This window comes from Clostridium tanneri (genome assembly GCF_033659955.1).
GTDB lineage: Bacteria > Bacillota > Clostridia > Clostridiales > Clostridiaceae > Clostridium_AM > Clostridium_AM tanneri.
This window is the reverse complement of record NZ_JARUJP010000020.1, coordinates 25,498-49,318: the sequence shown is the minus strand read 5'-3', so window position 1 is coordinate 49,318 and position 23,821 is coordinate 25,498. Positions and strand designations below refer to the sequence as shown.

Below are 23,821 nucleotides of genomic sequence, written 5' to 3'. Positions count from 1 at the left end.
ATTAATTTCTTACATCTAATATATAATTATTCTCTTGATTTATAATATAAACCTTTAGACAGATTTTTATCCACAATTATTTCCTAATATTGTGAAAAAGTCTTGTCCTACTCCTAAGAATTTTACTATTAAATATTAATTTTTTTGGTGAATAAAAATGTGTATAAGATACTGAACTTATCTTATACACATTTTAAGTTACTATTTTACTACTTCTACAGCGATATTGAACTCTTCACCATTGATTTTGCATTTAGCATATTCTTTTTCTGCATTATAGATAATACCTACTGTAAGAGTTTCTTTTTTAACAGCTTCTTCGTGTTTCTTAACTACATTTTCTAAGCCTTCATTTCCAGAAACATAAAGATTGATCTTGTCAGCTACTTCAAATCCGCTTTCTTTTCTCATGTTCTGAATCTTACTTAGTATTTCTCTAAGATTTCCTTCTTCTCTTAACTCATCAGTAATTGTTGTATCTAAGACAACTCCTATAGTTCCTTCACCAGCAAATGCAAAACCTTCTAAACCTTGCATTGTAACAAGTAAATTTTCCTCATTTAACTCTATTTCTGTCTCTTCATCAACATATATTAATACAGTCTCACCGTTTCTAATTTTTTGTGCAAGTTCCATCTGATTCATAGCTGATATTTCTTTTCTTATAGCTGGTATCAACTTACCGTACTTCTTACCTATTACAGGGAGATTAGGCTTAATATCGAAGTTAACATATTTTGATAAATCAGCACCAAATAATACCTCTTTAATATTTAATTCATCCTTTATAATATCTCCATAGTACTCAGGCAGTGATTTTGCACTTACAAGCATTTCTAAAAGCGGCTGTCTGTTCTTTATATTAGCAGAGTTTCTAGCACTTCTTCCTAGCTTAACTATTCTATATGCCTCTTCCATATCTGCTTCTAAATCTCTATCTACAAGTTCCTCGTTGTACTCAGGCCACTTGCATAAATGTACACTCTCTGGTGCATCTTTATCAAGATTTACTACAAGATTTTGATATATTTCCTCGGTCATAAATGGCACAAATGGTGCAGCTATCTTTGTTAAAGTAGTAAGAACTCTATATAAAGTTACATAAGCCCCTATCTTATCATCTGTTAAATCTTCAGTCCAGAATCTAGCTCTGTTTCTTCTTACATACCAGTTTGAAAGTTCATCTACGAACTCACCAATATTAAGAGCTGCTTGAGTAATTCTGTAATTATCTAAGTGGTCTGCTGTCTCATTAATTAAGGAATTTAATCTTGACATAATCCACTTATCCATTACATTGCCACTTACAAAATCCTTATAATCTAACGGATTGAAGTTATCTAAGTCAGCGTATAATATATAGAATGAGTATACGTTCCAAAGAGTTCCTAAGAACTTTCTTTGACTTTCCTGAACAGCTTCTTCATAGAATCTTGATGGAAGCCATGGAGCACTAGCAGTGTAGAAATACCATCTAGTCGCATCTGATCCTTCGTTTTCTAGAACTACTGTTGGACTTAATACATTTCCTTTGCTCTTTGACATTTTTAAACCATGTTTATCTAGTACGTGTCCTAATACTACACAGTTTTCAAATGGACTCTTATCAAATAAAAGTGTAGATATAGCCATTAAGGTGTAGAACCATCCTCTTGTTTGGTCAACAGCTTCTGATATAAACTGCGCTGGGAAGTTTTGCTCAAACAACTCTTTATTTTCAAATGGATAATGATGTTGAGCAAATGGCATTGATCCTGAATCAAACCAGCAGTCAATTACTTCACTAACTCTCGTCATTTCCTTTCCGCACTTATCACACTTTAACTTAACTCCATCTATATATGGTTTGTGAAGCTCTATATCTTCTGGTACACTTATTCCTTTTTCCTTAAGTTCAGCTATACTTCCTATACATTCCCTATGACCACAATCACATTCCCAAATAGGAAGAGGAGTACCCCAATATCTTTCTCTACTTAAGCCCCAGTCAATAGCACCTTCTACAAAGTTACCAAAACGTCCTGTTCTTACATTATCAGGATACCAATTTGTTGCATTTGTATTCTTCACTAATCTGTCTCTTAGAGAAGACATTCTGATAAACCAAGTTTCTCTTGGGTAATATAGTAAGTGAGTATCACATCTCCAACAGAATGGGTATGAGTGTAAAAACTTCTCATCTTTATATAATAAATTGTTTTCTTTTAAATACTCTATAATCTTAGGGTCTGCTTCTTTTACAAACATTCCCTTCCATGGTGTAACTTCTTCTGTAAAACGACCTTGAGTATCAACAGGATTTACGAAGGCTAAACCGTATTTTTGGCAAGTCATATTATCGTCATCACCGAAAGCTGGTGCTGTATGAACTATTCCTGTACCATCAGTTAAAGTTACATAATCTCCGTGAACAACCTGGAACGCTTTTCCTTCTGGCTTTACAAATTTAAGCAGTTGCTCATACTCTAATCCTATTAATTCTTCACCTTTGAACTTTCTTAATATTTCATATTCACCTTCTAGCTTTCCTAAAAGTCCTTCAGCTAAAATTAAATGTTCTTCTTTATTTAACACTTCTACATAATCAAAATTTTTATTTATAGTTAATGCTATATTACTTGGTAGCGTCCAAGGTGTTGTTGTCCATGCAAGCATGTATTTATCTTCATTTTTTAATTTAAACTTAGCATAAACTGATGCTTCCTTAACGTCTTTATAACCTTGTGAAACCTCATGAGATGATAATGCAGTTCCACATCTTGGGCAATAAGGGACTATCTTATGACCCTTATATAAAAGGTCTTTATCCCATATTTGCTTTAATGCCCACCAAACTGACTCTATATAATTATTGTGGTAGGTAACATAAGGGTCTTCCATATCCACCCAAAAACCTATTCTGTCCGACATTTCTTCCCACTGGCTTACATAGGAGAATACGCTGTCTTTACATTTATGAATAAACTTCTCTACTCCGTAATTTTCAATTTGAGGCTTACCGGAAATTCCAAGAGTCTTTTCAACTTCAAGTTCTACTGGAAGACCGTGGGTATCCCATCCAGCCTTTCTAAGAACCTTGTATCCCTTCATAACCTTATACCTAGGAATTAAATCCTTCATAACTCTTGTTAATACGTGACCTATATGTGGTTTTCCATTAGCTGTTGGTGGTCCATCATAGAAAGTGAAATATTCACCATCTTCATTTAGGTCAAAGTTCTTTTTGATTACATCTCTTTCTTTCCAAAGTTTCATTACGTCTTTTTCCATATCTACGAAACTTCTAGAGTTATCAATCTTTTTGTACATGATATTAGCCCCTTTCCTTTTGTTATTGTAGATTTTTTACTATTTTTGTTATTTTATACCTAATACTTATAATTTACAAATAAAAAAAACTTCATCCAAATAGGACGAAGTTGAGTTCGCTATACCACCTATGGTACTAAAATAGTTCAAGTACTTACATACTCTATTCTTTAACGCAGAATTACGAAAAAACTTACTAAAAATCATTCAGTTTCTTAACTCCCAGGTGATTTTCTTTAAGCTCTTCCTATGGATTTCCACCCTTCTCCACTCTCTGTAAGTAACTTAGCCTAAATACTTTTCCTGTTCAACATTTCTTAACCATGTTTTTTACAAATCTTTGTAATTTGTTATTATTATATTATAACAAATTTATATTGTCAAACTTTTTATAAATATTTTTATAAATATTCATAGATTTTTACATACCTAGAGTTCTAAGTATTCCCCAAGCAACACCTTCTGCATATTTTGCCTGATACTGTTCGCTTGCTAGCTTGCTCTCTTCATCAGGATTGCTTAAAAATCCAAGTTCTACTAGTGCTGCTGGAGCAGCTGTATTCTTTATAACGTAGAACCCTGCAGTTTTTACGCCTCTATCATAGGAGCCTACTGTGCTTACTAAGCTCGATTGTATCTCAGAAGCTAATCTTTGACCTTCACTATTTCCCGCATAATAATAAGTCTCAGTACCATAAGCATTTGGCGTACCTGCAGAATTATTATGTATAGAAACAAAATATGTGGCACCTGCTTCATTGGATATGTCGCAACGTTTTTGTAAACTGTCTATTACTTCCATCGGTGTAGAACGTTGATCTGTAGTTCTAGTATATACCACCTGAACACCATGGTCTTCTAGTATCTTACCAGTCTTTAATGTAACACTAAGGGTTACATCATCTTCTTGCACACCAGTTACACCAGTAGCTCCTGTATCTCTTCCAAGTCCATGTCCAGCGTCTAACACCACAACTTTTCCAGTTCCTGAGCCCGACTTAGCCTTAACAATTAATGTAAGATTCACAGGTCTTTCATATCCAGCTACAACACCTTGATATGAATAGGTTCCCACCTTAGTTGTGTCCACTGTCTTCGGATTCCATATAACATTTACTTTTTTAGAGCTTCCGTCACTCATCACTGCAGGTATATTCAAAGGAAGTGTAAATCCATTTCCCTCAACTACATTAGCAGATAAATCTTCTACAGAACTTATAGTTAAATTTTTAGTTTTATCTATATAACTTAGAGATTTTAGTATACCATTAGCTATTGCAGAGGCACTTTTGTTTTGGTAATCTTCTGTTCCTAAAGCTGCTCCTTCTTCTGCATTAGTTAAGAAGCCCAGTTGTACCATTACTGCACTTGCTACAGTTCCCCTTAATATTTCATGTTGAGCAAGTCCTACTTTTACTCCTCTATTTAAGCGAGAAGTTTGACCTATTAGCTCATCTTGAATTGATTGAGCAAACTTTTGACCAATAGTATCTGAATCTACATAATAAGTTTCTATTCCATTTGCAGCTAAATTTTCTGGGTATGAGTTACAATGTATGCTTAGAAAAAAGTCTGACTTAGCGTTGTTTGCTATATCAAAACGTGCCTTTAATTCATTATCTTTATTCCATGATACGGAATCGCTATTTCTTGTATAAACTACCTTTACTCCATTAGCTTCTAATATCTTTCCAGCCTTTAGTGCTACTGATAAGTTTACATCCTTTTCTTTTACCCCTGTTTGTCCTATGTTTCCACTATCAGTTCCGCCATGTCCTGCATCAATAGTAACTGTATATCCCTTATCAACTACAGCATTATCTTTAATTTTAAACTGAAGTTTTACTGGTTTAATCAAGGCAGCACCATTTATAGCTTTTAATCCATCCTTTATGAATAAACTATAAGTTTTGCCATAAGCATATTGATTTTTAGGCACCATTGTTACAGATTTTTTATCTTCTCCAAGAGCTACAGTTATACTTACCGGCTGATCATTTTCATCAGTTACTGAAAAAACAGAATCATTTACCGTGTTTTCATCTAGCTCCTTATTAAACCTTACTGTCCATACCTTTCCTGCATCAATATCTGCTTTTATACCTTTGTCATCATAGGAAGCAGCTTGTACAAGATTTAAATTACTGCTGGCAATTAAAATGAATAAAAAACTTATTAACAAAAAAATATAGCCTTTTCCACTTTTCACATTATCACCTCCAAGTTTATATAAGATACTTTAAGTGAAATATATCCCAATAAGTATTATTCACCATATACTATTATAATATAAAATAACAGAATTTCACACTAAAAAGTGGCTTGATTTTGTTATTAATACAAATTTCACTTTCTTTTTTAGATCAAATACAATATAACTTTAATATGACAAACCTGACATGTATTTACAGGAATGTTTCTTTTACTTATTTTAATAAAAGTAATTAAGGTTATAATATAAGTGTATACCTTATTTAAAACTGACAAATAAAAAGAAAGAGGTGCTTTTTGTGGAAATAACTTGGCTTGGTCATTCATCTTTTTTTATTAAGGACTCTAAAGGACGAAAGATTTTAATGGACCCCTTTGATGAAAGCGTTGGATATGATGTATTTAAAGGAGATGTGGATGTTGTTACAATAAGTCATCATCACTTTGATCATGATTATCTTGAAAATGTAAATTATGAACATTCCATAGATAAAGCTGGCTTTTTTTACCTATCTGATATACCTGTAACTGGAGTTCCATCTTATCATGACAAAGTACAGGGTGCTAAACGTGGAGAAAATATAATTTTTATTCTTACTATAGATGACTATAAGGTATGCCATCTAGGTGACTTAGGTTATGTTTTATCACAGGATGATATAGAAAAGATAGGAAAAGTAGATGTTTTGCTTATACCTATTGGTGGTAATTACACATTGGATGGTAAAGAGGCTTCTCAAGTAGCTAAGCTGATTAATAGTCCTTTAGTTATACCTATGCACTATAAAACTCCTATGCTTTCTTTTGAGTTAGAAGGACTAGAAAGTTTCTTAACTTACATGAAAAATGGTGAAAGAGTTGGCAGCAACAAGTTAACCTTAGAAGGACCATTAGAAGATATAAATAAGGTCATGATATTAGATTATAAATAACTTAGAGATTTATGAAATTTTTACTTGAGAACATCTCCAAGTAAAAATTTCATATTTTTTAATAATAAATTTAGTATCCTCTTTCTCTAAACCCTAAATATTTATTAACAAGATCCTAATCTTCCATAGTTACAATAGTTCCTGAAGATATGCTTTCTTTTACATCAATAATCCTTTGATTGCTAGAACCTCTAAACTTAAGACTATCATCTTTCTTATCTTCTTCAAACTTACCGTCAATTAAAACATCAATATTTGACAATAAATTTTCCCATCCCTTTTCTTTATTTGCTCTATCAATGATGCAATTAAATGTATATCCTGTGTAGCACCAAATGTTTAATCCTAATTCTTTTATCTTCTCTGCCATATATGCAAACTCTTCTGCTTGCTCAAATGGATCCCCACCAGAAAAAGTTACTCCCTTTATCATAGGATTTTCTTTTATACTTTTTACCAACTCATTTATACTTTTTAGTTCTCCACTGTTAAAATCGTGAGTACTTGGATTAAAGCAACCTTTACAATTGTGCCTACATCCCTGTGCAAAAAATACTCTTCTAAGACCAGGGCCATTAACTAAGCTTTCATAAGCTATTCCAGCTAGCCTAATTTGTCTATTCACTCTAATCCCTCCTAAAAAATTGCCTGTTATAGTTTTAAAAGACAGAGTATTCCCTGTCTTTTAAAACTATAATAAAATTAATAACTATTGACTGTATAAACCTGTTTATTGTTGCCATGTGATATTCTATCTGCTCTCTCAGCAACCTTACCTGAACCAAATCTTTCATCTAATGAAAGATATCCTGTTACTCTTGATACACCCTGAATATTACTGCTTTCACAGTTTGGACACTTTTCTTCTCCGTGAAGATATGTTCCACAATCTCTACAATATCTTATGTGAAAATTTATTCCTATATAGCTTATATTCGTATTATTATAAGCATAATTTAGTATATCCATAATAGTCTCTGGAGATGGGTAATCATCTATCTCTATATAACTTATATGTCCCGCATTACACAGCTTATGGTAAGGTGCCTCTATATCTATTTTGTCTTTTATTGATATAGGATATCCTACTGGTATATGATATGAATTTGTGTAGTAATCCTTATCAGTTACACCAACTACATTGCCAAATATCTTTCTATCTTGAAGTATAAATTTTCCGCTGAGTCCTTCTGCTGGGGTTGCATAACAACTCCAATTTAAGAGAGTCTCTTCTGTTAATCTGTCAGTGTATTGTCTAATATGAGATACTATTTCTATTCCTAATTCCCTAGCTTTTTCATCTTCTCCATGATGTTTTCCAACTAAAGCAGTTAGAGTCTCTGCAAGGCCAATAAATCCAATTGACCAAGTTCCTTGCTTTAGTATAGGTTCAATTGAGTCCTCTAATAAAAGATTTTCTGCTCCCTTCATTAAGCCCTGTCCCGCCACGAAAGGTAAATCTTTTACTCTTAGTCTTTTTAGAATTTCATATCTGTGCATCAAGGATTCTTTAGCTAATTGAAGTTTACTATCTAATAGTTTAAAAAACTTATTTATGTCCTTTTTTGCCATAAGACCTAATCTAGGTAAATTTATAGTAGTCGGAGCGATATTTCCTCTGCCCTTTGTTCCTGGTTCTCCATTTACATTTGAACAAACATAAGTTCTACATCCCATAGTAGCAGGTATTACTCCTTGGTCATAGTAATACTTATTAAAATCTGCATCCAGATTCATGAATGTAGGATTCATCCTCTTAGCTGCTACTCTACAGGCTAATTGGAATAAATAATAATATTGATCTCCTTGCTCTGCATTTACTCCCTTTTTAACTCTAAATATTATATTTGGAAATATAGGCTGTTCACCATTTCCTAAACCTTTTTCATATTCCTTTAAGAATACTTCACAAACTAGAGCTGCATCTTTTGAGTCTGGTATTCCTATATTAATAGATGAAAATGGCACCTGGCTTCCAGCCCTTGAATGCATGGTATTGAGGTTATAAACTATTCCCTGCATAGCCTGCTCTATAGTTCTCTTAAGCTTCTTCTCTACCATGAGGTTAAGTCTTTCTTCTTCTACTCCTAATTCCCTTAATTCTTTTATCAATTCCTGTCTAGTAGGCTCTACGAATACACCCATATCATTGTCAAAATCCGGGTGAGATTGTCCACCAAACATATCATTTTGTGTAGATTGCAAAAGTATGCATGAAAGCTCTGCAGCTGATTCTATTCTTCTAGGTGTTCTAATAGTTCCATATCCTGTATTAAAACCTCTTTCTAGTATTTCCCTAGTTGGAATATGTAAGCAGTTTGTAGTTAAATTATAGCTATCAAGATCATGATAGTATACATCTCCATTCTCATGAGCCTTAGAAAGATACTTTGGCATATTGGATAGATTATGCCACTTATTTGATTCACTTGCGATTCTTAGCAGTTTGGAACTAAAGTTGTTTCCGACATTAGCATTATCTCTATCTGTCTCTACACCTATTTTCTCTATAGCTTTCATTAAATCAGATTTTATCTCTCTTATTTTAGTTCTTTCTTTTCTATAGTAAGAATAAGCAATACCTATTTCTTTATGGCTATTTTCCAAAAGGATTGTTTCAACAATATTTTGAATTTCCTCTACATTAATTTCAGTTATATTAAGTTCCTCTATTTGTTTTATAGTTTTTTTAGTTAGATCTATGAAGTCACTTTCTTTTAAGTCATATCCTATTTCTTCAGAAGCTCCCTTTATGGCATTAGTTATCTTAATTGAATCAAATTCGACCTTTCTGCCATCTCGCTTCACAACATGTAGCATATTACATACCTCCGAACTACCATATATTGTGCTAGACACTTTGCTATTATACTATGCAAAATTTTTTTAAGCAATTTTGAAATTAATATTAAGAATATATTACCTCTCGTTAGTCTTATTTACCTTTATATTATTTTGTTTTTTATTGCAGTATGAGATTTGCTATTTAGTGAATAATTCGTAAAGAATAAAAACACACTATTATTGAGGTGATATGAAATGCTTGGAAAAATAATTGACATAAATCTTTCGGACGCTTCTGTAAATTTTCACGATGGAAGGACAATAAATATTGATATTTATCAATTACCAGCGGGAGTTAGAGTTGGTGACACTGTAAATATTCAAACAGGTTCCATGAGAATGGTGAATTATAACTCTGCTCACTTATTTTAAGGTTGTAAAAGCTTGTAATAGTAAAATAGAACTAAGAAAGCACATCGGCTTTCTTAGTTCTATTTTATTCTACTATTATAGCATTTACAGGACAACTTCCCTCTGCTTCTTTTGCTGAATCTACTGCATTTCCAGGAACCTCATCTACAACTGCTTCTGCCTTTCCATCATCATTCATCTGAAATACCTCAGGACATACTGACGGACATAATCCACATCCTATACAAGTCTCTTGATCAACTACTGCTTTCATCTGTATTCCTCCTAGTATATTTAATATTTGAACTTTATATATTTATTGTTATCAAAACAGTGTTTATTTATTATAAAAATAAATAAAGATATATAATATTTTTTTAATATTATATATCCTTATTGATATAACTTATTAATGAGCTTTTCCCTTGAAGTTATCTAGCAATATGTCATACTGTCCTGATTCCATTATATAACTTTCTACTTTGCCATTTTCCATACTTTCTACTAAATCTAAGTTTATTGGTAACTCAGCAAGTAAAGGCAATCCTATATACTCTGCTTGTTCCTCTGCTGATTTTTTACTAAACACTCTTATTTTTTCTCCACATTTTCCACAGTTAATATAAGACATGTTTTCTACTAAACCTATTATATTTACATTCATCTTTTGAGCCATTATCACTACTTTTTTAACTATCATTGATACCATGTCCTGTGGTGTAGAAACTATAACCATACCTTGAAGTGGAATCTCCTGCATTATAGTTAAAGCTATATCCCCTGTTCCTGGAGGCATATCTATAAGAAGATAATCCAACTCTCCCCACTCAGTATCTGAATACATTTGTTTTAATGCACCAGTAATAACAGGGCCTCTCCAAATCACTGGCTGCTCTTCTTCATCCGTTAACAGGTTTAAAGATATAACCTTAATTCCTGATGACGTCTCTACTGGTGAAAATTTCACATCTTTAGTATCTGCAACCTGTTTTATATCTGCTCTTTGATTATTTATTCCAAAAAATCTTGGCATTGATGGTCCTGTGATATCGCCATCTAGTACACCAACACTATATCCAGCCTTTTTTAGCTGAACTGCTAGTAATCCAGTAACTGTAGACTTTCCAACTCCACCTTTTCCACTTATAACTCCAATAATATTCTTTATGTTTCCATACTTAGGAACTGTCTTAGAACAACTTGTTTCATTGCTATTACAGCTTCCCTTACTAGGACATGTATTACAGTTTCCCATTTAAATATTCCTCCTTTGATTTACAAGTAAATACTATCATGCTAAACACTTGAAAATTTATAATATATAGTTAACTCAATTATAACACTACATTTTACATTATAAAAGTAAGAACACCCATTAAAACCCATCAGGTTTTTCCTCAGAAACCTTTATGCTCCACCTACCATTCTCATATTTATCAAATACATAAAACTTTTTCTCACTTTTCTCATTTTTATCCCAAAAAGTAATTATAGATTTATATAATGTGGATTTATATCCTTGAGTCTTTATTGTAACCCAAACATCATAATTTTCCTTGTCCTTATCTGCAATTTTAACACTCTTAAACTTATTGTTTAGATTATTCTTAAAGTCCTCTAAGTCAGTAGATAATATAAACTTTCCTGATTCCACATCATCTCTTAAGTTTATACCTACATTTGTATTTCCTTCCTTACCCTTTAGGTATTGACTCAAAGCATCTATTATAGAGCTATAATACACCTCACTAAAATCTTTTGGTTTTCTTATTGTCCAAAAACTTTTTATTATATCGTTATCTATTCTTTTAGATACGATATATATTTTATTATCACTATAAAGGTTTCCTGATTCTTTTTTATCTAGTCCAGCTACATAGCTAAATTTATGTACCTTGTTTCCTTCAATCATTTCAAAGACATAGTCTGGCTCTAGCGAACTTTTTGTTGTAGCTGCTTTAGCATTGGAAAGGATGTCATATAATTCACTAATTGCTTTCTTATCTGTAACTATAAATCTAAATCCCTGATCCCTTGTACTTTGTATTACAATTTTCTCTATTTTACCCTGCTTTATATATTCAAAATCAGTATTTTTAATCCCTAACTTTACTTTCATATCATCTAGCTTGGTACATCCAGATGAAAACATACAAAATATTAAAAGTACAACTAAAAATATTACTTTTTTGTTTCTTAAGCCTTGAAAGTTCTTATACAATTAGTTCTCCTCCTCATTTTTATTAAATAACAATACAGCACCACTGATTATATAAATATCTATATGCATAATCATTTAAAACTACAAATTACATTATATCATAATTAACATGAAAAAGTCCTTTTGTGATATTCAATCACAAGAGGACTTTTACTGGCAGCATGCTATTCTCTATAGTTTAGAGTCTGAACTATTGTTTTAAATACTGTTGGCATATTTTCTTTAAAATTCTCATCTCTCATGAAGAATGAAAATCTAAAGAATTTATCTTTATCCTTTATAAAGTATTCATATCCCTTATAATAAGTATTAGTATTGGTTTTTATTGTGTAGTTAACTAAATATCCTTCTCTATTATTTATGGTTATTGGACTGATATTGTAATCTTTATATTCATTTTGTTCACTGGATATCTTCTTACTTTCTTGAAGAAATGTTTTTAAATTCTTGTTTAGATTCCAAACCTCGATAAAGCCATGAACTTTATAATCTTTGTCCTTAAAGTCATTATGATATATTATTTCTTGTCCAGAAAAGTTTTGCTCTGATGTAGACCATTCTGATGGTAGTTTATAAGTCAGTTTACTGTCTAAAGCTTGATACTGTACTAACGAATTTATATTATTCTGCATAAGAGCAGCAAGCTTAAGCTTGGCATCAAAATGCTTTTCTAATCCTAACAAGACTAGCATAAGTCCGATTATTATAGTAGTTACCCCTAATCGCTTTCTGTTTATTATTATGACTTTCATAAATAACGCTTCCCTATATAATAAATATAAGTTCAGCCCTCACCTCCTGCACATGTTAATACATGATTATTAAATTATATGAAAATGGTACCAAAAATATTAAATATTTTTGGTACCATTTTGCGAGGTCATACATTATTTTTTTACAGGTATTAATATTGTAGAGGTCTTAAAATCATAAAACATAAGCCAGTACCCGAAAGTTTCATCTTTATCGACTGGTACCCAGGTAACAAAACCAGATCTTCCTCCAAAAGGCTGTTCTTTAACATCTTTTAAACCAGGCACTCCATAAATTAGGTACTTAACCTCTCCTGATTTATCACACTTATATCCAATTAAGCAATGACCATATTTTTTAATATACTGGAAATAACTTTGCATAGGATAGTATATTATTCTATGCCTATCGTGATCCCTCATATCCTGCATATCTTCTTTACAGCTAATAGGAACCTTGTACCATCTACATCTTTTAATTTCTCTACATATGCCAGGAAGTTCATCAAAGTCTTTTACTAGGCCTTTAAAAAACTTAGCTGTTCCTCCTCTTGGATAGTCTTCTTCATCGTTTCTATACTCATCAGCTTCACTATCACTAGTTTCATCACTTTGCTCGTTTTTATTATCTTCTTCTATAGATTCCTGATCATCCCTGTCCTGATTTTCCTCACCTAATAAAGGCACTGGCTCAGACTCTCTTTCTTCTTCAACTGAAGGCTCTGACACTTTCTCTTCCTCAGGGATCCTTGGAGACTCTTCCTCTCCATCTTCTTCAGTAGCCTCAACTATGTTCTCGTCCTTTATAACTGCATTTCTTATTTGCTGTAAATCATCCTGCTCTTCTGGAACATCTAAAGCTTCCTTTTCCTCTTCCTTAACACGTTCTATACTTTCTTCATACTTATCGAAGATGCTTTTTTCTTCGGCAGATTCTTTATTAATCACCTTTTCTTCTTCGTCAATACCTCTATCCTTATCTTCAATCATCTCAAAGCTTTTCCATTGAGGTATTTCTGTACTTGCAAAACCACTCATAACTGGTACTATATTACCACTTAAAACTCTAACTATAGCAGCCCCCGACACCTTATCCATAGATATACCACTACCTGCAACATTACCTACAGGATACTCATAACAAATGTCTGCTCTTCCATAATCATCTATGTTCATCTCACCAATCTTAATTATCTTTTTTACATCCTTCTTATTACATATTAAAACCATGTAATAAGGCGCTACTTCCTTTTTCAAGTTTTGCACATAGTACGATATTTTGCACTTGTCATTCTTTAATTCCAATTTAGCATAACCTGACGCTACCTTGTCAGAAGCTAGGGAGTATCCCTTTTCATCTTCTTGTAATATTATGAAATACCTACTATAACTCTTTTTTTGTGCCAACTTCGTATACCTCCATATATTTCATTCATTATAATATATGAGGTAATATTCAAAAAGTGAACAACTTGTCGGTAAAAAGATTATGATAAATCTAATATGCAGTCTGAAAGTCTTCCAAATTCAGCTAAAGATAGGGTTTCACCTCTTCTTTTAGGATCTATCTCTGCGTTACTAAAAGCAGTTTCCATAGTCTCCTTTGGCAATTTTAAACTTTTAAGAGCATTCCATAGAGTTTTTCTTCTCATATTAAAGGAATTTCTTACAATCTTAAAAAATAAATCTTTATCTTTAACATCAACTCTAGGATTCTTAAGCTTATCTAGCCTTAATACAATGGAATCCACCTTTGGTCTTGGAACAAAAGATCCTGGACTTACTTTTCTTATAACTTCTATATCACAATAGTACTGAACAAGTATTGAAAGCGAGCCATATTCCTTAGTATCAGGTTCTGCTGCAATTCTTTCTCCAACTTCTTTCTGTATCATTATAGTTAGAGAGTCAAAGTTATATCCTCCATTTAAAAGTCTTGAAATTATAGGTGTAGTCACGTAATAAGGCAAATTAGCAACAAGTTTAACATTTTTTTCTCCCCCTATAATTTCATTAAAATTTACTTTTAATGCATCTTTATGTATTAGTTCAAAATTATCAAATTCTTTAAGTTCTTCTGTTAAAATAGGTATTAGGTCTGAGTCCAATTCGATTGCATATACCTTCTTAGCCTTCTTTAACAATTCTCTAGTTAATGTCCCAACTCCTGGACCTATTTCTATAACAGTATCTTCTTCAGTTACATTTGCACTATTAACTATATCCATTAATACCGAGTTATCAATCAAAAAATTTTGTCCAAGGCTCTTAGAAAATCTGAACCCGTATTTTTCAACTATATCCTTAGTAAGTAAATTTTCCATATTATTTCTCCTTATCTATTCTTTTTATTGCTATTATAAATTCATCTTTAGTTATTCCATAGTTATTAAGTCGAGTTAAAAATTGGGCAGCATTACAATAACCTATTCCTAACTCTTTACCTAAAGCATCTCTTTTTTCTTTTGAATTAGTATTTCCTGCAAGACCAAAAAAAATCATATCATTTATGTCGAATTCACTTCTTTTCTCTTTCAACTCACACTTAGCTGCCTCTAAAGCTCTTATTATAGTTTCTGGTTCAGCATTTTCCACTCCTATATCCCCGTCCTTTGTACCATCCTTTCGAGATATATAAGCATGCTTAATTCCTTCTACTCTTTTAGATATAATCCTTCTTATTTTTTCGCCTGCAAAATCCGGATCTGTTAATACAATTACCCCTTGTCTTTTCTGAGCTTCTTTTATCCTATCTATAACCTTCTTATTTATTCCAAAGCCCCCTACTGCTATGATTTCAGCATCTACCGCTCTTTTAACTGCAGTAATGTCATCTCTTCCCTCAACTACAATAACTTCTTTTATCATAATTTCCCTCCGTTAGAATTACAAATATACTACATTAATAAGTATTAACACTTATTAATAATATCATAAACAATATAATGAAGTTAACTAAAAATGGTAGACATAGCAATTTTCCTAAAAGAAAAGTAGGAGCTACTTAAGCTCCTACTTTACTTAACCACATAAACATTTACCCATCTAACGCCCCAGTTGTCCGCTTCTGAACTAGAATTAAAAAACAAGTCTATTTTGTTTCCCTTTATAGCTCCACCAGTATCTTCTGCAACGGCATATCCATACCCATCAACATACAGCTTTGTACCAAGTGGAATAACTCTTGGATCAACTGCTATAGAGCTATAGCTATTACTGTTTCTTTTTGCAACAGTTCCAGTTGCTGTAATTCCAAATCCGGCATTACCAGGACTTTTACCTGTACTTTCATAATCTGCAGTATACGCAGTAGCCCTCATCCTCATGGATTTTGTATAAGCAACTTTTCCTCCACGGGAAGGGGTATATGTGCTAAGTGTTCCCATAGCTACAACTTTTTGTACAGGCTGTTTTTTAATTATTTCAGTTATTACTTTTCTTGAAACTTCTTTACCATTTTCATAAATAACTTTGGTTACAGTTTCTTTTTCTCCTAATTGTCCCTCTTGTATAACTTTATTTTTGCCCTGTTCCATTTCATCATCTTTTTTTACAACCGTTGTATAATCTATTTTTTTATTTTCTTTTACTTCCTTAGTTTCTACCCTTGTTATTACTACTTTTAATCCATCTTTAATTGCTAAATCCTTTGCTGGATATACTTTATCAAAATCTTGAAGTCCTATTCCTTCAGCTTGCAACATTTTCTCAACGTTTTGTTCCGCTGATTCAATGGTTACCTGCTTTCCATCTGCTTCCACATGAACCTTAACAGCTCTTTTTATGGATATTTTCTTTCCTTCTTCAACTCTACTGTCCAGACTAGGTGTGGTTTTGTCCTTTGGTCCTACAACTATATTGTTATTGCTTAAAGCTTTTTTGTAAGTTCTACTAAACGTAGTAATCTGTTTATCCTGTCCATCAACAGAAACTGTTATTGTCTTCCTTGTGCTGAAAATTAATACTGTCAAAGCAATAAGAATTATTGATACTGACATGAAAATAAATTTAGGACCATTGGAAAAGTATTTTTTTAAGTAACTTGTGATTTTTTCCACCATAAGAATACCTCCTCCGGGCAAGAGCGACATCAATCATTATAATTGCTATAACTTCTTATGTCAAATATCACTCATGCTTTTTAGACTGTTTAATGCACATACCTGCATAAAACTAAAAAAATAAAATATTATGATAGCAAATTATTTTAACAGTCTAATACGGCTTTCGGTGGAATTTTGTTAAACTATTATAATTATATTCTCTATGGAGAATCTTTATGACAAAAATTAATTTTTTGTTAATATTATAGATATTCCTTTTTGATTTTACACTACTTTCTTATGTTTAGCAACTTCTCAACATTGAAAATAGTCCAATTACTTACCTCTTCTGGTTTAATATCTTTAATTTCTGCCACCTTTTCTATCATATTCCTAATGTATTCAGATCTATTTCTTTTCCCCCTAAAAGGAACTGGAGCCATGTACGGACAATCTGTTTCTAATAGTATTCTATCAATAGGAACTTCTTTAACTACTTCTATAATCTTTCTAGCATTTTTAAATGTTATAACACCAGTAAAACCTATGTAATAACCTAACTTTAGACACTCCCTGGCAAACTCTACGCTTCCAGAAAAACAATGAATTTCTCCAGTTACTCCTTTAAATTGTTTTATTATGTTCAGAGTATCCTCATGGGCATCCCTATCATGTATTATTACTGGCAGATTTAGTTCCTTTGCCAACTCCATTTGCCTTATAAATACTTCCTTCTGTATCTTTCTATCTGGATTCTCCTCCCAATAATAGTCCAGCCCTATTTCTCCTATAGCTTTAACTTTTTCATTCTTAGCCAACTTTTTTAGTTCGACTAACGTATCCTCTCCGAATTTATCTGCATGTTCAGGATGTATGCCTACTGCTGCATAAAAAAAATCGTATTTATCAGCAAGGTTAACAGATTGAACACATCCCTCTAAAGATGCTCCACAATTTAGAACTCCTATTACATTGTTTTTTTTAAGCTCTTCTATTACTAAATTTCTGTCTTCATCAAACTGTTCATCATCATAATGGGCGTGAGCATCAAATATTTTAATTGCTTTATCTAGTTCAATGTTATCCATCATCTGTATCTTCTCCATTTCAAACACTTAAGTGTAAACTCTTTTGTTTTTAGTTAACCTAGAAAATATATGTAAAATTGACAGCCACCAATATATTACCATTTTATTACATTTTCAATTATAGTCAAGCTATTTTTAGTAAAAACTCATTTAACTTCTCATGTAAACAAAATTCCCTACTTATTTACAAGTTTTGTTAATAAAAATACCCCATAGGATTATTATCATATAGGGTATTTCTAAATCAATTTGTTCTATAATCAGTCTTTCTTCTAATAATCCTCATAGTAAATGATAATTTATATACTTTTATCTAACTACGCTTCCAGTTGGAAGTTCTCCAGGTATAGAAACTGTAAATAACTTACTATCATCATCTGTAGAAGCTGCTAGTATCATTCCCTGTGAAAGTTCCCCTCTAAGCTTAACAGGTTTCAAGTTAGCAACTAATACTACATATTTTCCTACTAAATCTTCAGGTTTATAATGTTTAGCTATACCTGATATTACCTGTCTTTCCTCTCCATTTAATTCAACCTTTAACTTAAGAAGTTTTTTAGCTCCTTTTACAGGTTCACACTCTAAAACCTTAACTACTCTTAAGTCTATTTTTTCAAAATCCTCAATCGTTATCTCTTCTTTTAAAGGTTGCATTTTAGGTTTATTCTCACCTAACTGCTGTTCTTTAAGAGCATTTAACTCTTCAATTTTCTTTTCTACGTCTATTCTTGGGAATATGATTTCTCCCTTATTAACCTTTGTTCCTGCACTGGTTCCATCAAAAGCGGCTACACTATTCCAACTAGTTAGCTCTACATTTAACTGCTTATTGATTTTTTCACTTGTTTCAGGAAGGAAGGCTGAAAGACATACGGAAGTTATTCTTAAGGATTCTGCTAAGTTATAAAGCACTGTTCCAAGTCTTTCTTTATTTGATTCATCCTTTGCAAGTATCCATGGAGTAGTTTCATCTATATATTTGTTAGATCTTGATATAAGCTCCCATATACTATCTAATGCTTCAGGAATTCTCAAGTTATTCATATTCTTTTCTACCTTTATAGGAGTTTCCAAAGCAAGGTTTATAAGTTCGTTATCAATAACATCTTTTGCTGTTGGTGCTGGTATTATACCATCAAAATATTTTTCTACCATTGTGCAAGTTCTTGATAAAAGATTACCTAAGTCATTTGCTAAATCTGAGTTTATCTTCTTTATAAATATCTCATTGTTAAATAAACCGTCTGATCCAAAAGGAATTTCTCTTAGTAGGTAATATCTTACAGGATCTGTCCCGAAATGGTTTACTAAAACTACTGGATCCACAACGTTTCCTTTAGATTTTGACATTTTTCCACCGTCTACTAAAAGCCAGCCATGACCAAAAACCTGTTTTGGAAGTGGAACTCCTAGGGCCATAAGCATAATTGGCCAATAAATAGTATGGAATCTTAAAATATCTTTACCTACTAAATGCACATCTGCAGGCCAATATTTGTTATATAGTTCATTATTTTCTCCTGCATATCCTAATGCAGTTATATAATTCGCTAAGGCATCTATCCAAACATATACAACATGCTTTTCATCAAAAGTTACAGGAACTCCCCAATCAAATGAAGTTCTTGATACACAAAGATCTTGAAGTCCAGGCTTTAAGAAATTATTTATCATTTCATTTTTTCTTGATTCTGGTTGAATGAATTCTGGATGGTTTTCTATATGCTCAATAAGCTTTGGGGCATACTTCGACATTTTGAAGAAATATGCTTCTTCTTTTGCCTTTTCAACAGGTCTTCCACAATCAGGACACTTTCCATCTGCTAGCTGAGTTTCTGTCCAAAAGGATTCACAAGGTGTACAGTACCATCCTTCATAAGAGTCCTTATATATATCTCCTTGATCATATAGTCTCTTAAAGATATCTTGAACAGCTTTTATATGATAATCCTCTGTTGTTCTTATAAACTTATCATAGCTTACATTCATCATTCCCCATAGATCCTTGATACCTGCTACTATTTCATCCACATATTGTATCGGAGTAACCCCTTTAGCCTCTGCTAGTCTTTGTATCTTTTGACCATGTTCATCAGTACCTGTTAAAAACATTACTTCATAACCTGTAAGCCTTTTAAATCTTGCTAAAGCATCTGCAGCTACAGTAGTATAAGTGTTTCCTATATGCAACTTTGCTGATGGATAATAAATCGGTGTAGTAATATAATATGTTTTTTTGTTCATTAATTTTTCCTCCTTTATTTTTCAGTTTTTAACTTTGACATTAGATTTTTATAATAAAAAGCCTCTATATGAAGATATCCTTCATATAGAGGCGTGCTTACGCTTTACCACTCTATTTTATCCTTACCTCGCGATAAAGACCTCAATAAGTAATTGAAATTTAGCATTCTCCTAAAATTCCTTATTACCCTGCAAAATAACGGTTGCTTCCGTGCTATCCTACTCTATTTTTAGATAACCTGCTCTGGAGCCATGTTCATAAACTATTGTGTCATCGGTTTTCACCACTTCCGACTCTCTTTAGACATTTTCATTTACTACTCTTTCCTTCATAGCATTTTAAATTAATAATATGTTATATATTCTATACTGTCAATATGATGTCTAAATTTTTAATAAATATTCCTTTTTACACCTAATAGTTTTATTTTTTACTAATTCTATATAGTTCTAGCTTCCAAACAAGTTTTATCTTAGAACATAATTTTCACAATATTTATCGCCAATATGACACATATCATATCTGCCATTATAGCTACCCAAAGGGTATGTCGTATTTTCTTTATCCCAACAGCTCCAAAGTATACAGTAAGGGTATAAAATATCGTTTCAGTAGACCCGATAATTATTGATGCAACTCTCCCTATGTAACTATCAGCACCAAACTTATTTAATGTTTCTGCAAAAATCCCCATTGCTCCACTTCCTGATAAGGGCTTAACGAGCACTAAAGGCACAACCTCCGGCGGAAGCCCTATGAACTTAACCACTGGTTTCACTATACTTATGAAATAATCTAATGCATTAGATTCCCTAAAGACCCCAACTGCTATAATCATCGCTAATAAGTAAGGAAAAATTCTAACACATATATATAGTCCTTCCTTTGCACCTTCTACAAAGCATTCATACACTTTTACCTTCTTAATCATTCCATAGGCAACGATTAAGAAAATAATAATGGGGATTATCGATTTTATGATGTAATCCATGCTATTTCCTCCTTAAAAATACCTTTGAAGTACTTTGCACATTGTTACTCCAAATATAGCCGCTATTCCAGTAGTAATAATTGATGGTATTATAGTTTCTGCTGGATTTTGAGAACCAACAGCTGCACGTATAGAGATAACTGTAGTTGGTATTATTTGAACACAAGCTGCATTTAAAACTAAAAATAGGGCCATATCATTACTAGCTACACCATCTTTATTCTTATTAAGTCGTTTTAGTTCCTCCATAGCTTTTATTCCAAAAGGGGTTGCTGCATTAGACAATCCCATCATATTAGCAGTAAGATTCATAACTATAGCTCCCATTGCCTTTTCATCCCTGGCAGCTTCCTTAAAAATTAGTCCTAACAACGGCCTTAGCAGCTTTGCCAGTTTATCTGTTAGACCGCTTCTTTCTGCAACTTTCACAACTCCACACCATAAACACATAATACCAGCTAGTCCAATAACAAGTTTTACTGTTGAATCTGCTGATACTATAATAGATTTTGATACCTCTGCTCCCCTTCCAGTAACAATACCAAAAATAATTCCGATAGCTAAAATAGAAAACCATATAAAGTTAATCATATTGTTTCTCTCCTTTTATTAATTGTTGACACTACTTATCATTAATGTATATGATAGAAATTAGCCAGTATTGCATAAATATTATGCTTTCATTCTATTTACTATTGAAAATAAATTTTAAGAATGTTAACATTTATGATGTGCATTATTTTTATAATTGGAGGTTAGAGATGACCATTAAGGATATAATGAAGTATATAGAAAGTGAGTACTATGTTATAAATGATACTCCTTGTGAAATATGTGGTGGAGGGTACATAGCTGAAAGCTTAAAAATTGATATTGTTGATGACGTACCTTATGACGTATGTGATTGTATCTGTTCAAGTTGCGGCTATGAGAAAACCTTCGAGTTTTGTGCACCATTTATAGATGAGGATGGATTTAATAAAGCTAAAAATATGCTAAACTAAAGGAGAGTTCATATGAAGGAAAATAACTTAAAATTAGCTCAACAGGATATTGATGAGGCTCTTTCAACTATTGAATACATGGAGAAAAGTCTTAACAACGAAAACCTTCCTAAAGATGTTTTAAAAGAAAAATTTATGTTTCTTGCAGAAAAAGTATCACAACTCGAAACAATTTTAAAAGAAGAAGGTATTCTTGAATAACATAATATAAATAATAAGCAGCTAGATTTACCAGTAAATCTAGCTGCTTATTATTTATATTCCTACTTATACTTAGGTATCTCAAAACTTAATACAGGATTTTTAACTTGAGACATAATATTATACATTCGTGGAATTTGCTTATATGCCCAAGAAACATCAGTTGCATACTGGTGAGTTCCAGGCTTTTCAGGATTCCATCTCATCTTATACAATGTGTCCTGTTTACCATTTGGATTATTTATGTATCTTGGTGAAATCCATTTTGCTCCTCCCATAATCGCTTCTTCCGGAGAAAACCATTTATTTTCATAGGCAGTTCTAGTTCCATTCAAATTAGGCTCTACATCAAAAGCACCTATTCCAAAAAAATTATATACTGGCACACCGTAATATGGGTTACCACTACTATCGTTAATTCCCCCATTAGCTAATTGAGATTTTCCATTTCCCGTTTCTAATAGCGCATGAGAAACTAGATAAGCAGGATTTATATTGGCCTCTTTAGCTGCATCTAAGAATACTTGTCCTTTTCCTTCTAATATGCCCTTTCCTTTTAATATGTTATCTAAATCCTCTGCAGTAATGCCTTCGGAGTAAGTTAACTTTAAAAATTGGTATTTTCCATAGTTATCTAAAAAATTACTAGGATTAACATAATACTTAATGTGATTCTTACTTGCTTCATTGCTCATATCGCTATACTCTACAAAAACCGGTTTTGACTCTACATTCTTCTGAATATTAATCATTTCATCAAGAGTAATACCGTAATTAGAAACTTGGCTATCTCCTATATTTGTGCTATCAACAACTCTAAAGTAATCCACGTAATAGTTATCATAATCAGTGTTTATATCTTTATGAGCGCCTGTGGTGTTTGCTCTCTTACTATATACTACAACTTTGTACTTCTCACCACTTGAACTACCTGTTAGTATTTTAGATGATGTAATTTTACCACCTTCAGCTGATACATATCCGTCTGTTAATTCCGTATATACATCTTTGTTATCTGCGTAGTTATGTACAAATATTCTATATTGTGCATCTGTTCCACTTTTAGAGTTTATAAAAAACACTGGTTTTTGATTTGATAAAAGAGAATTATAATCAAAACTTAATGATGCTATTTGCGGTACTCCTTCATAGCTTGTACCATCTGAATATTTGTTAATAGTATTAAATTGCATATTTATGGTTTTTCCCAAACTTTTTCCTGAGATTGATTTAACATCAGGACTTATTACTAGGTTATATTTTTTATTAGGGTCATATCCTGATACTATGGGACTTACTAATACAATATCTGAACTAGCCCCTATAGATACATTCACAGGGATAGTTTTACCACTATCATCAGTAACTAATATATTCTTATTATTGACTGTTTCCATTTTTAATGGACTATTGAATTTAACAACCCATTCCTTATTTATATCTATCCTAGGCGAACCTTCTGATAAATAATTAACTGCATAAACCTTCGACTGAATCAAAGATAATGAAAATATTAAAGAACAGGTAAGAGCCTTTAACCTCTTATTCATGTTTACCCCCCCAATTTCATTCCTACAATGTTATTATAAGGAAATTAAAAAGTTTTTTCCAACATTATTTTTAAAAGCT

At 32.2% G+C, this 23,821-nt stretch carries 21 protein-coding genes and 2 other annotated features; of the genes, 4 read left to right on the top strand and 17 right to left on the bottom strand.

What is annotated here, in order from left to right; translation table 11 throughout:
* Positions 1-201: 201 nt before the first annotated feature.
* The gene (gene ileS, locus P8V03_RS14975; RefSeq protein ID WP_318798777.1) at positions 202-3,309 is read right to left on the bottom strand and encodes an isoleucine--tRNA ligase; all 3,108 of its coding nucleotides are present in this window, start codon (positions 3,307-3,309) and stop codon (positions 202-204) included.
* Between the two features lie 97 nt (positions 3,310-3,406).
* Positions 3,407-3,629: a binding site (T-box leader), on the bottom strand.
* 101 nt (positions 3,630-3,730) lie between these two features.
* A complete protein-coding gene (locus tag P8V03_RS14970) occupies positions 3,731-5,518 on the bottom strand; it encodes an N-acetylmuramoyl-L-alanine amidase (RefSeq protein ID WP_318798776.1) in 1,788 nt (595 codons plus the stop codon).
* A 301-nt stretch (positions 5,519-5,819) separates the two neighbouring features.
* On the opposite strand from P8V03_RS14970, the gene P8V03_RS14965 reads away from it, so the two are divergent.
* The gene (locus P8V03_RS14965; RefSeq protein ID WP_318798775.1) at positions 5,820-6,452 is read left to right on the top strand and encodes an MBL fold metallo-hydrolase; all 633 of its coding nucleotides are present in this window, start codon (positions 5,820-5,822) and stop codon (positions 6,450-6,452) included.
* A gap of 115 nt (positions 6,453-6,567) precedes the next feature.
* Here the strand turns inward: P8V03_RS14965 and nrdG are convergent, their stop codons facing one another.
* Positions 6,568-7,077, bottom strand: coding sequence for an anaerobic ribonucleoside-triphosphate reductase activating protein (gene nrdG, locus P8V03_RS14960; RefSeq protein ID WP_318798774.1), 510 nt, complete (start codon positions 7,075-7,077; stop codon positions 6,568-6,570).
* Between the two features lie 77 nt (positions 7,078-7,154).
* Positions 7,155-9,272 carry an anaerobic ribonucleoside triphosphate reductase gene (locus P8V03_RS14955; RefSeq protein WP_318798773.1) on the bottom strand — a complete coding sequence of 706 codons (2,118 nt, stop codon included), beginning with the start codon at positions 9,270-9,272 and terminating at the stop codon, positions 7,155-7,157.
* A 219-nt stretch (positions 9,273-9,491) separates the two neighbouring features.
* On the opposite strand from P8V03_RS14955, the gene P8V03_RS14950 reads away from it, so the two are divergent.
* Positions 9,492-9,668: a DUF3006 domain-containing protein gene (locus P8V03_RS14950; RefSeq protein WP_261670426.1), complete on the top strand. Its 177-nt coding sequence runs from the start codon at positions 9,492-9,494 to the stop codon at positions 9,666-9,668.
* Positions 9,669-9,732: 64 nt separating this feature from the next.
* On the opposite strand, the gene P8V03_RS14945 is transcribed toward P8V03_RS14950, so the two are convergent.
* From P8V03_RS14945 to P8V03_RS14890, 12 genes are all read right to left on the bottom strand, one after another.
* Complete coding sequence (locus P8V03_RS14945) at positions 9,733-9,921, bottom strand: ferredoxin (RefSeq protein ID WP_261670425.1); 189 nt, start codon at positions 9,919-9,921, stop codon at positions 9,733-9,735.
* 135 nt (positions 9,922-10,056) lie between these two features.
* Positions 10,057-10,902 (bottom strand): Mrp/NBP35 family ATP-binding protein, encoded by an 846-nt coding sequence (locus P8V03_RS14940; protein WP_318798772.1) that lies wholly within the window; start codon positions 10,900-10,902, stop codon positions 10,057-10,059.
* 120 nt (positions 10,903-11,022) lie between these two features.
* Entirely contained in the window at positions 11,023-11,799 is a 777-nt protein-coding gene (locus P8V03_RS14935; RefSeq protein ID WP_261670671.1) for a YhfM domain-containing protein, read from the bottom strand.
* A gap of 233 nt (positions 11,800-12,032) precedes the next feature.
* Positions 12,033-12,620, bottom strand: coding sequence for a hypothetical protein (locus P8V03_RS14930; RefSeq protein ID WP_318798771.1), 588 nt, complete (start codon positions 12,618-12,620; stop codon positions 12,033-12,035).
* A 135-nt stretch (positions 12,621-12,755) separates the two neighbouring features.
* Entirely contained in the window at positions 12,756-14,027 is a 1,272-nt protein-coding gene (locus tag P8V03_RS14925) for a DUF7922 domain-containing protein (protein WP_261670422.1), read from the bottom strand.
* Positions 14,028-14,107: 80 nt separating this feature from the next.
* On the bottom strand, positions 14,108-14,944 hold the full coding sequence (gene rsmA, locus P8V03_RS14920; RefSeq protein WP_318798770.1) for a 16S rRNA (adenine(1518)-N(6)/adenine(1519)-N(6))-dimethyltransferase RsmA: 837 nt from the start codon (positions 14,942-14,944) through the stop codon (positions 14,108-14,110).
* A 1-nt stretch (position 14,945) separates the two neighbouring features.
* Positions 14,946-15,488, bottom strand: a complete 543-nt coding sequence (rnmV, locus tag P8V03_RS14915; protein ID WP_261670420.1) for a ribonuclease M5 — start codon at positions 15,486-15,488, stop codon at positions 14,946-14,948.
* A 149-nt stretch (positions 15,489-15,637) separates the two neighbouring features.
* Positions 15,638-16,681: a resuscitation-promoting factor gene (locus tag P8V03_RS14910; protein WP_318798769.1), complete on the bottom strand. Its 1,044-nt coding sequence runs from the start codon at positions 16,679-16,681 to the stop codon at positions 15,638-15,640.
* Between the two features lie 272 nt (positions 16,682-16,953).
* On the bottom strand, positions 16,954-17,754 hold the full coding sequence (locus tag P8V03_RS14905; RefSeq protein WP_318798768.1) for a TatD family hydrolase: 801 nt from the start codon (positions 17,752-17,754) through the stop codon (positions 16,954-16,956).
* Between the two features lie 306 nt (positions 17,755-18,060).
* The gene (gene metG, locus P8V03_RS14900) at positions 18,061-19,995 is read right to left on the bottom strand and encodes a methionine--tRNA ligase (protein WP_318798767.1); all 1,935 of its coding nucleotides are present in this window, start codon (positions 19,993-19,995) and stop codon (positions 18,061-18,063) included.
* Between the two features lie 84 nt (positions 19,996-20,079).
* Positions 20,080-20,337, bottom strand: a binding site (T-box leader).
* Positions 20,338-20,468: 131 nt separating this feature from the next.
* Positions 20,469-20,987 (bottom strand): spore maturation protein, encoded by a 519-nt coding sequence (locus tag P8V03_RS14895; RefSeq protein WP_318798766.1) that lies wholly within the window; start codon positions 20,985-20,987, stop codon positions 20,469-20,471.
* Positions 20,988-20,999: 12 nt separating this feature from the next.
* Complete coding sequence (locus P8V03_RS14890) at positions 21,000-21,578, bottom strand: nucleoside recognition domain-containing protein (RefSeq protein ID WP_318798765.1); 579 nt, start codon at positions 21,576-21,578, stop codon at positions 21,000-21,002.
* Positions 21,579-21,748: 170 nt separating this feature from the next.
* Between P8V03_RS14890 and P8V03_RS14885 the strand changes: the two genes are divergently transcribed.
* Both P8V03_RS14885 and P8V03_RS14880 read left to right on the top strand, forming a co-directional pair.
* Positions 21,749-21,991, top strand: coding sequence for a metal-binding protein (locus tag P8V03_RS14885; RefSeq protein ID WP_261670414.1), 243 nt, complete (start codon positions 21,749-21,751; stop codon positions 21,989-21,991).
* A 12-nt stretch (positions 21,992-22,003) separates the two neighbouring features.
* A complete protein-coding gene (locus tag P8V03_RS14880; protein WP_261670413.1) occupies positions 22,004-22,192 on the top strand; it encodes a hypothetical protein in 189 nt (62 codons plus the stop codon).
* Positions 22,193-22,254: 62 nt separating this feature from the next.
* Here P8V03_RS14880 and P8V03_RS14875 read toward each other — a convergent pair whose 3' ends face one another.
* Entirely contained in the window at positions 22,255-23,742 is a 1,488-nt protein-coding gene (locus P8V03_RS14875) for a glucosaminidase domain-containing protein (RefSeq protein WP_318798764.1), read from the bottom strand.
* Between the last annotated feature and the right edge of the window lie 79 nt (positions 23,743-23,821).

Bases quoted from the DNA above. Each gene is read 5' to 3' on its own strand.
- P8V03_RS14945 (WP_261670425.1), bottom strand. From the start codon at position 9,921: ATGAAAGCAGTAGTTGATCAAGAGACTTGTATAGGATGTGGATTATGT.
- P8V03_RS14955 (WP_318798773.1), bottom strand. From the start codon at position 9,272: ATGCTACATGTTGTGAAGCGAGATGGCAGAAAGGTCGAATTTGATTCA.
- P8V03_RS14880 (WP_261670413.1), top strand. From the start codon at position 22,004: ATGAAGGAAAATAACTTAAAATTAGCTCAACAGGATATTGATGAGGCT.
- P8V03_RS14885 (WP_261670414.1), top strand. From the start codon at position 21,749: ATGACCATTAAGGATATAATGAAGTATATAGAAAGTGAGTACTATGTT.
- P8V03_RS14940 (WP_318798772.1), bottom strand. From the start codon at position 10,902: ATGGGAAACTGTAATACATGTCCTAGTAAGGGAAGCTGTAATAGCAAT.
- P8V03_RS14950 (WP_261670426.1), top strand. From the start codon at position 9,492: ATGCTTGGAAAAATAATTGACATAAATCTTTCGGACGCTTCTGTAAAT.
- P8V03_RS14895 (WP_318798766.1), bottom strand. From the start codon at position 20,987: ATGGATTACATCATAAAATCGATAATCCCCATTATTATTTTCTTAATC.
- ileS (WP_318798777.1), bottom strand. From the start codon at position 3,309: ATGTACAAAAAGATTGATAACTCTAGAAGTTTCGTAGATATGGAAAAA.
- rsmA (WP_318798770.1), bottom strand. From the start codon at position 14,944: ATGGAAAATTTACTTACTAAGGATATAGTTGAAAAATACGGGTTCAGA.
- P8V03_RS14935 (WP_261670671.1), bottom strand. From the start codon at position 11,799: ATGTTTTCATCTGGATGTACCAAGCTAGATGATATGAAAGTAAAGTTA.
- P8V03_RS14905 (WP_318798768.1), bottom strand. From the start codon at position 17,754: ATGATGGATAACATTGAACTAGATAAAGCAATTAAAATATTTGATGCT.
- metG (WP_318798767.1), bottom strand. From the start codon at position 19,995: ATGAACAAAAAAACATATTATATTACTACACCGATTTATTATCCATCA.
- P8V03_RS14910 (WP_318798769.1), bottom strand. From the start codon at position 16,681: ATGGTGGAAAAAATCACAAGTTACTTAAAAAAATACTTTTCCAATGGT.
- P8V03_RS14930 (WP_318798771.1), bottom strand. From the start codon at position 12,620: ATGAAAGTCATAATAATAAACAGAAAGCGATTAGGGGTAACTACTATA.
- P8V03_RS14890 (WP_318798765.1), bottom strand. From the start codon at position 21,578: ATGATTAACTTTATATGGTTTTCTATTTTAGCTATCGGAATTATTTTT.
- P8V03_RS14875 (WP_318798764.1), bottom strand. From the start codon at position 23,742: ATGAATAAGAGGTTAAAGGCTCTTACCTGTTCTTTAATATTTTCATTA.
- rnmV (WP_261670420.1), bottom strand. From the start codon at position 15,488: ATGATAAAAGAAGTTATTGTAGTTGAGGGAAGAGATGACATTACTGCA.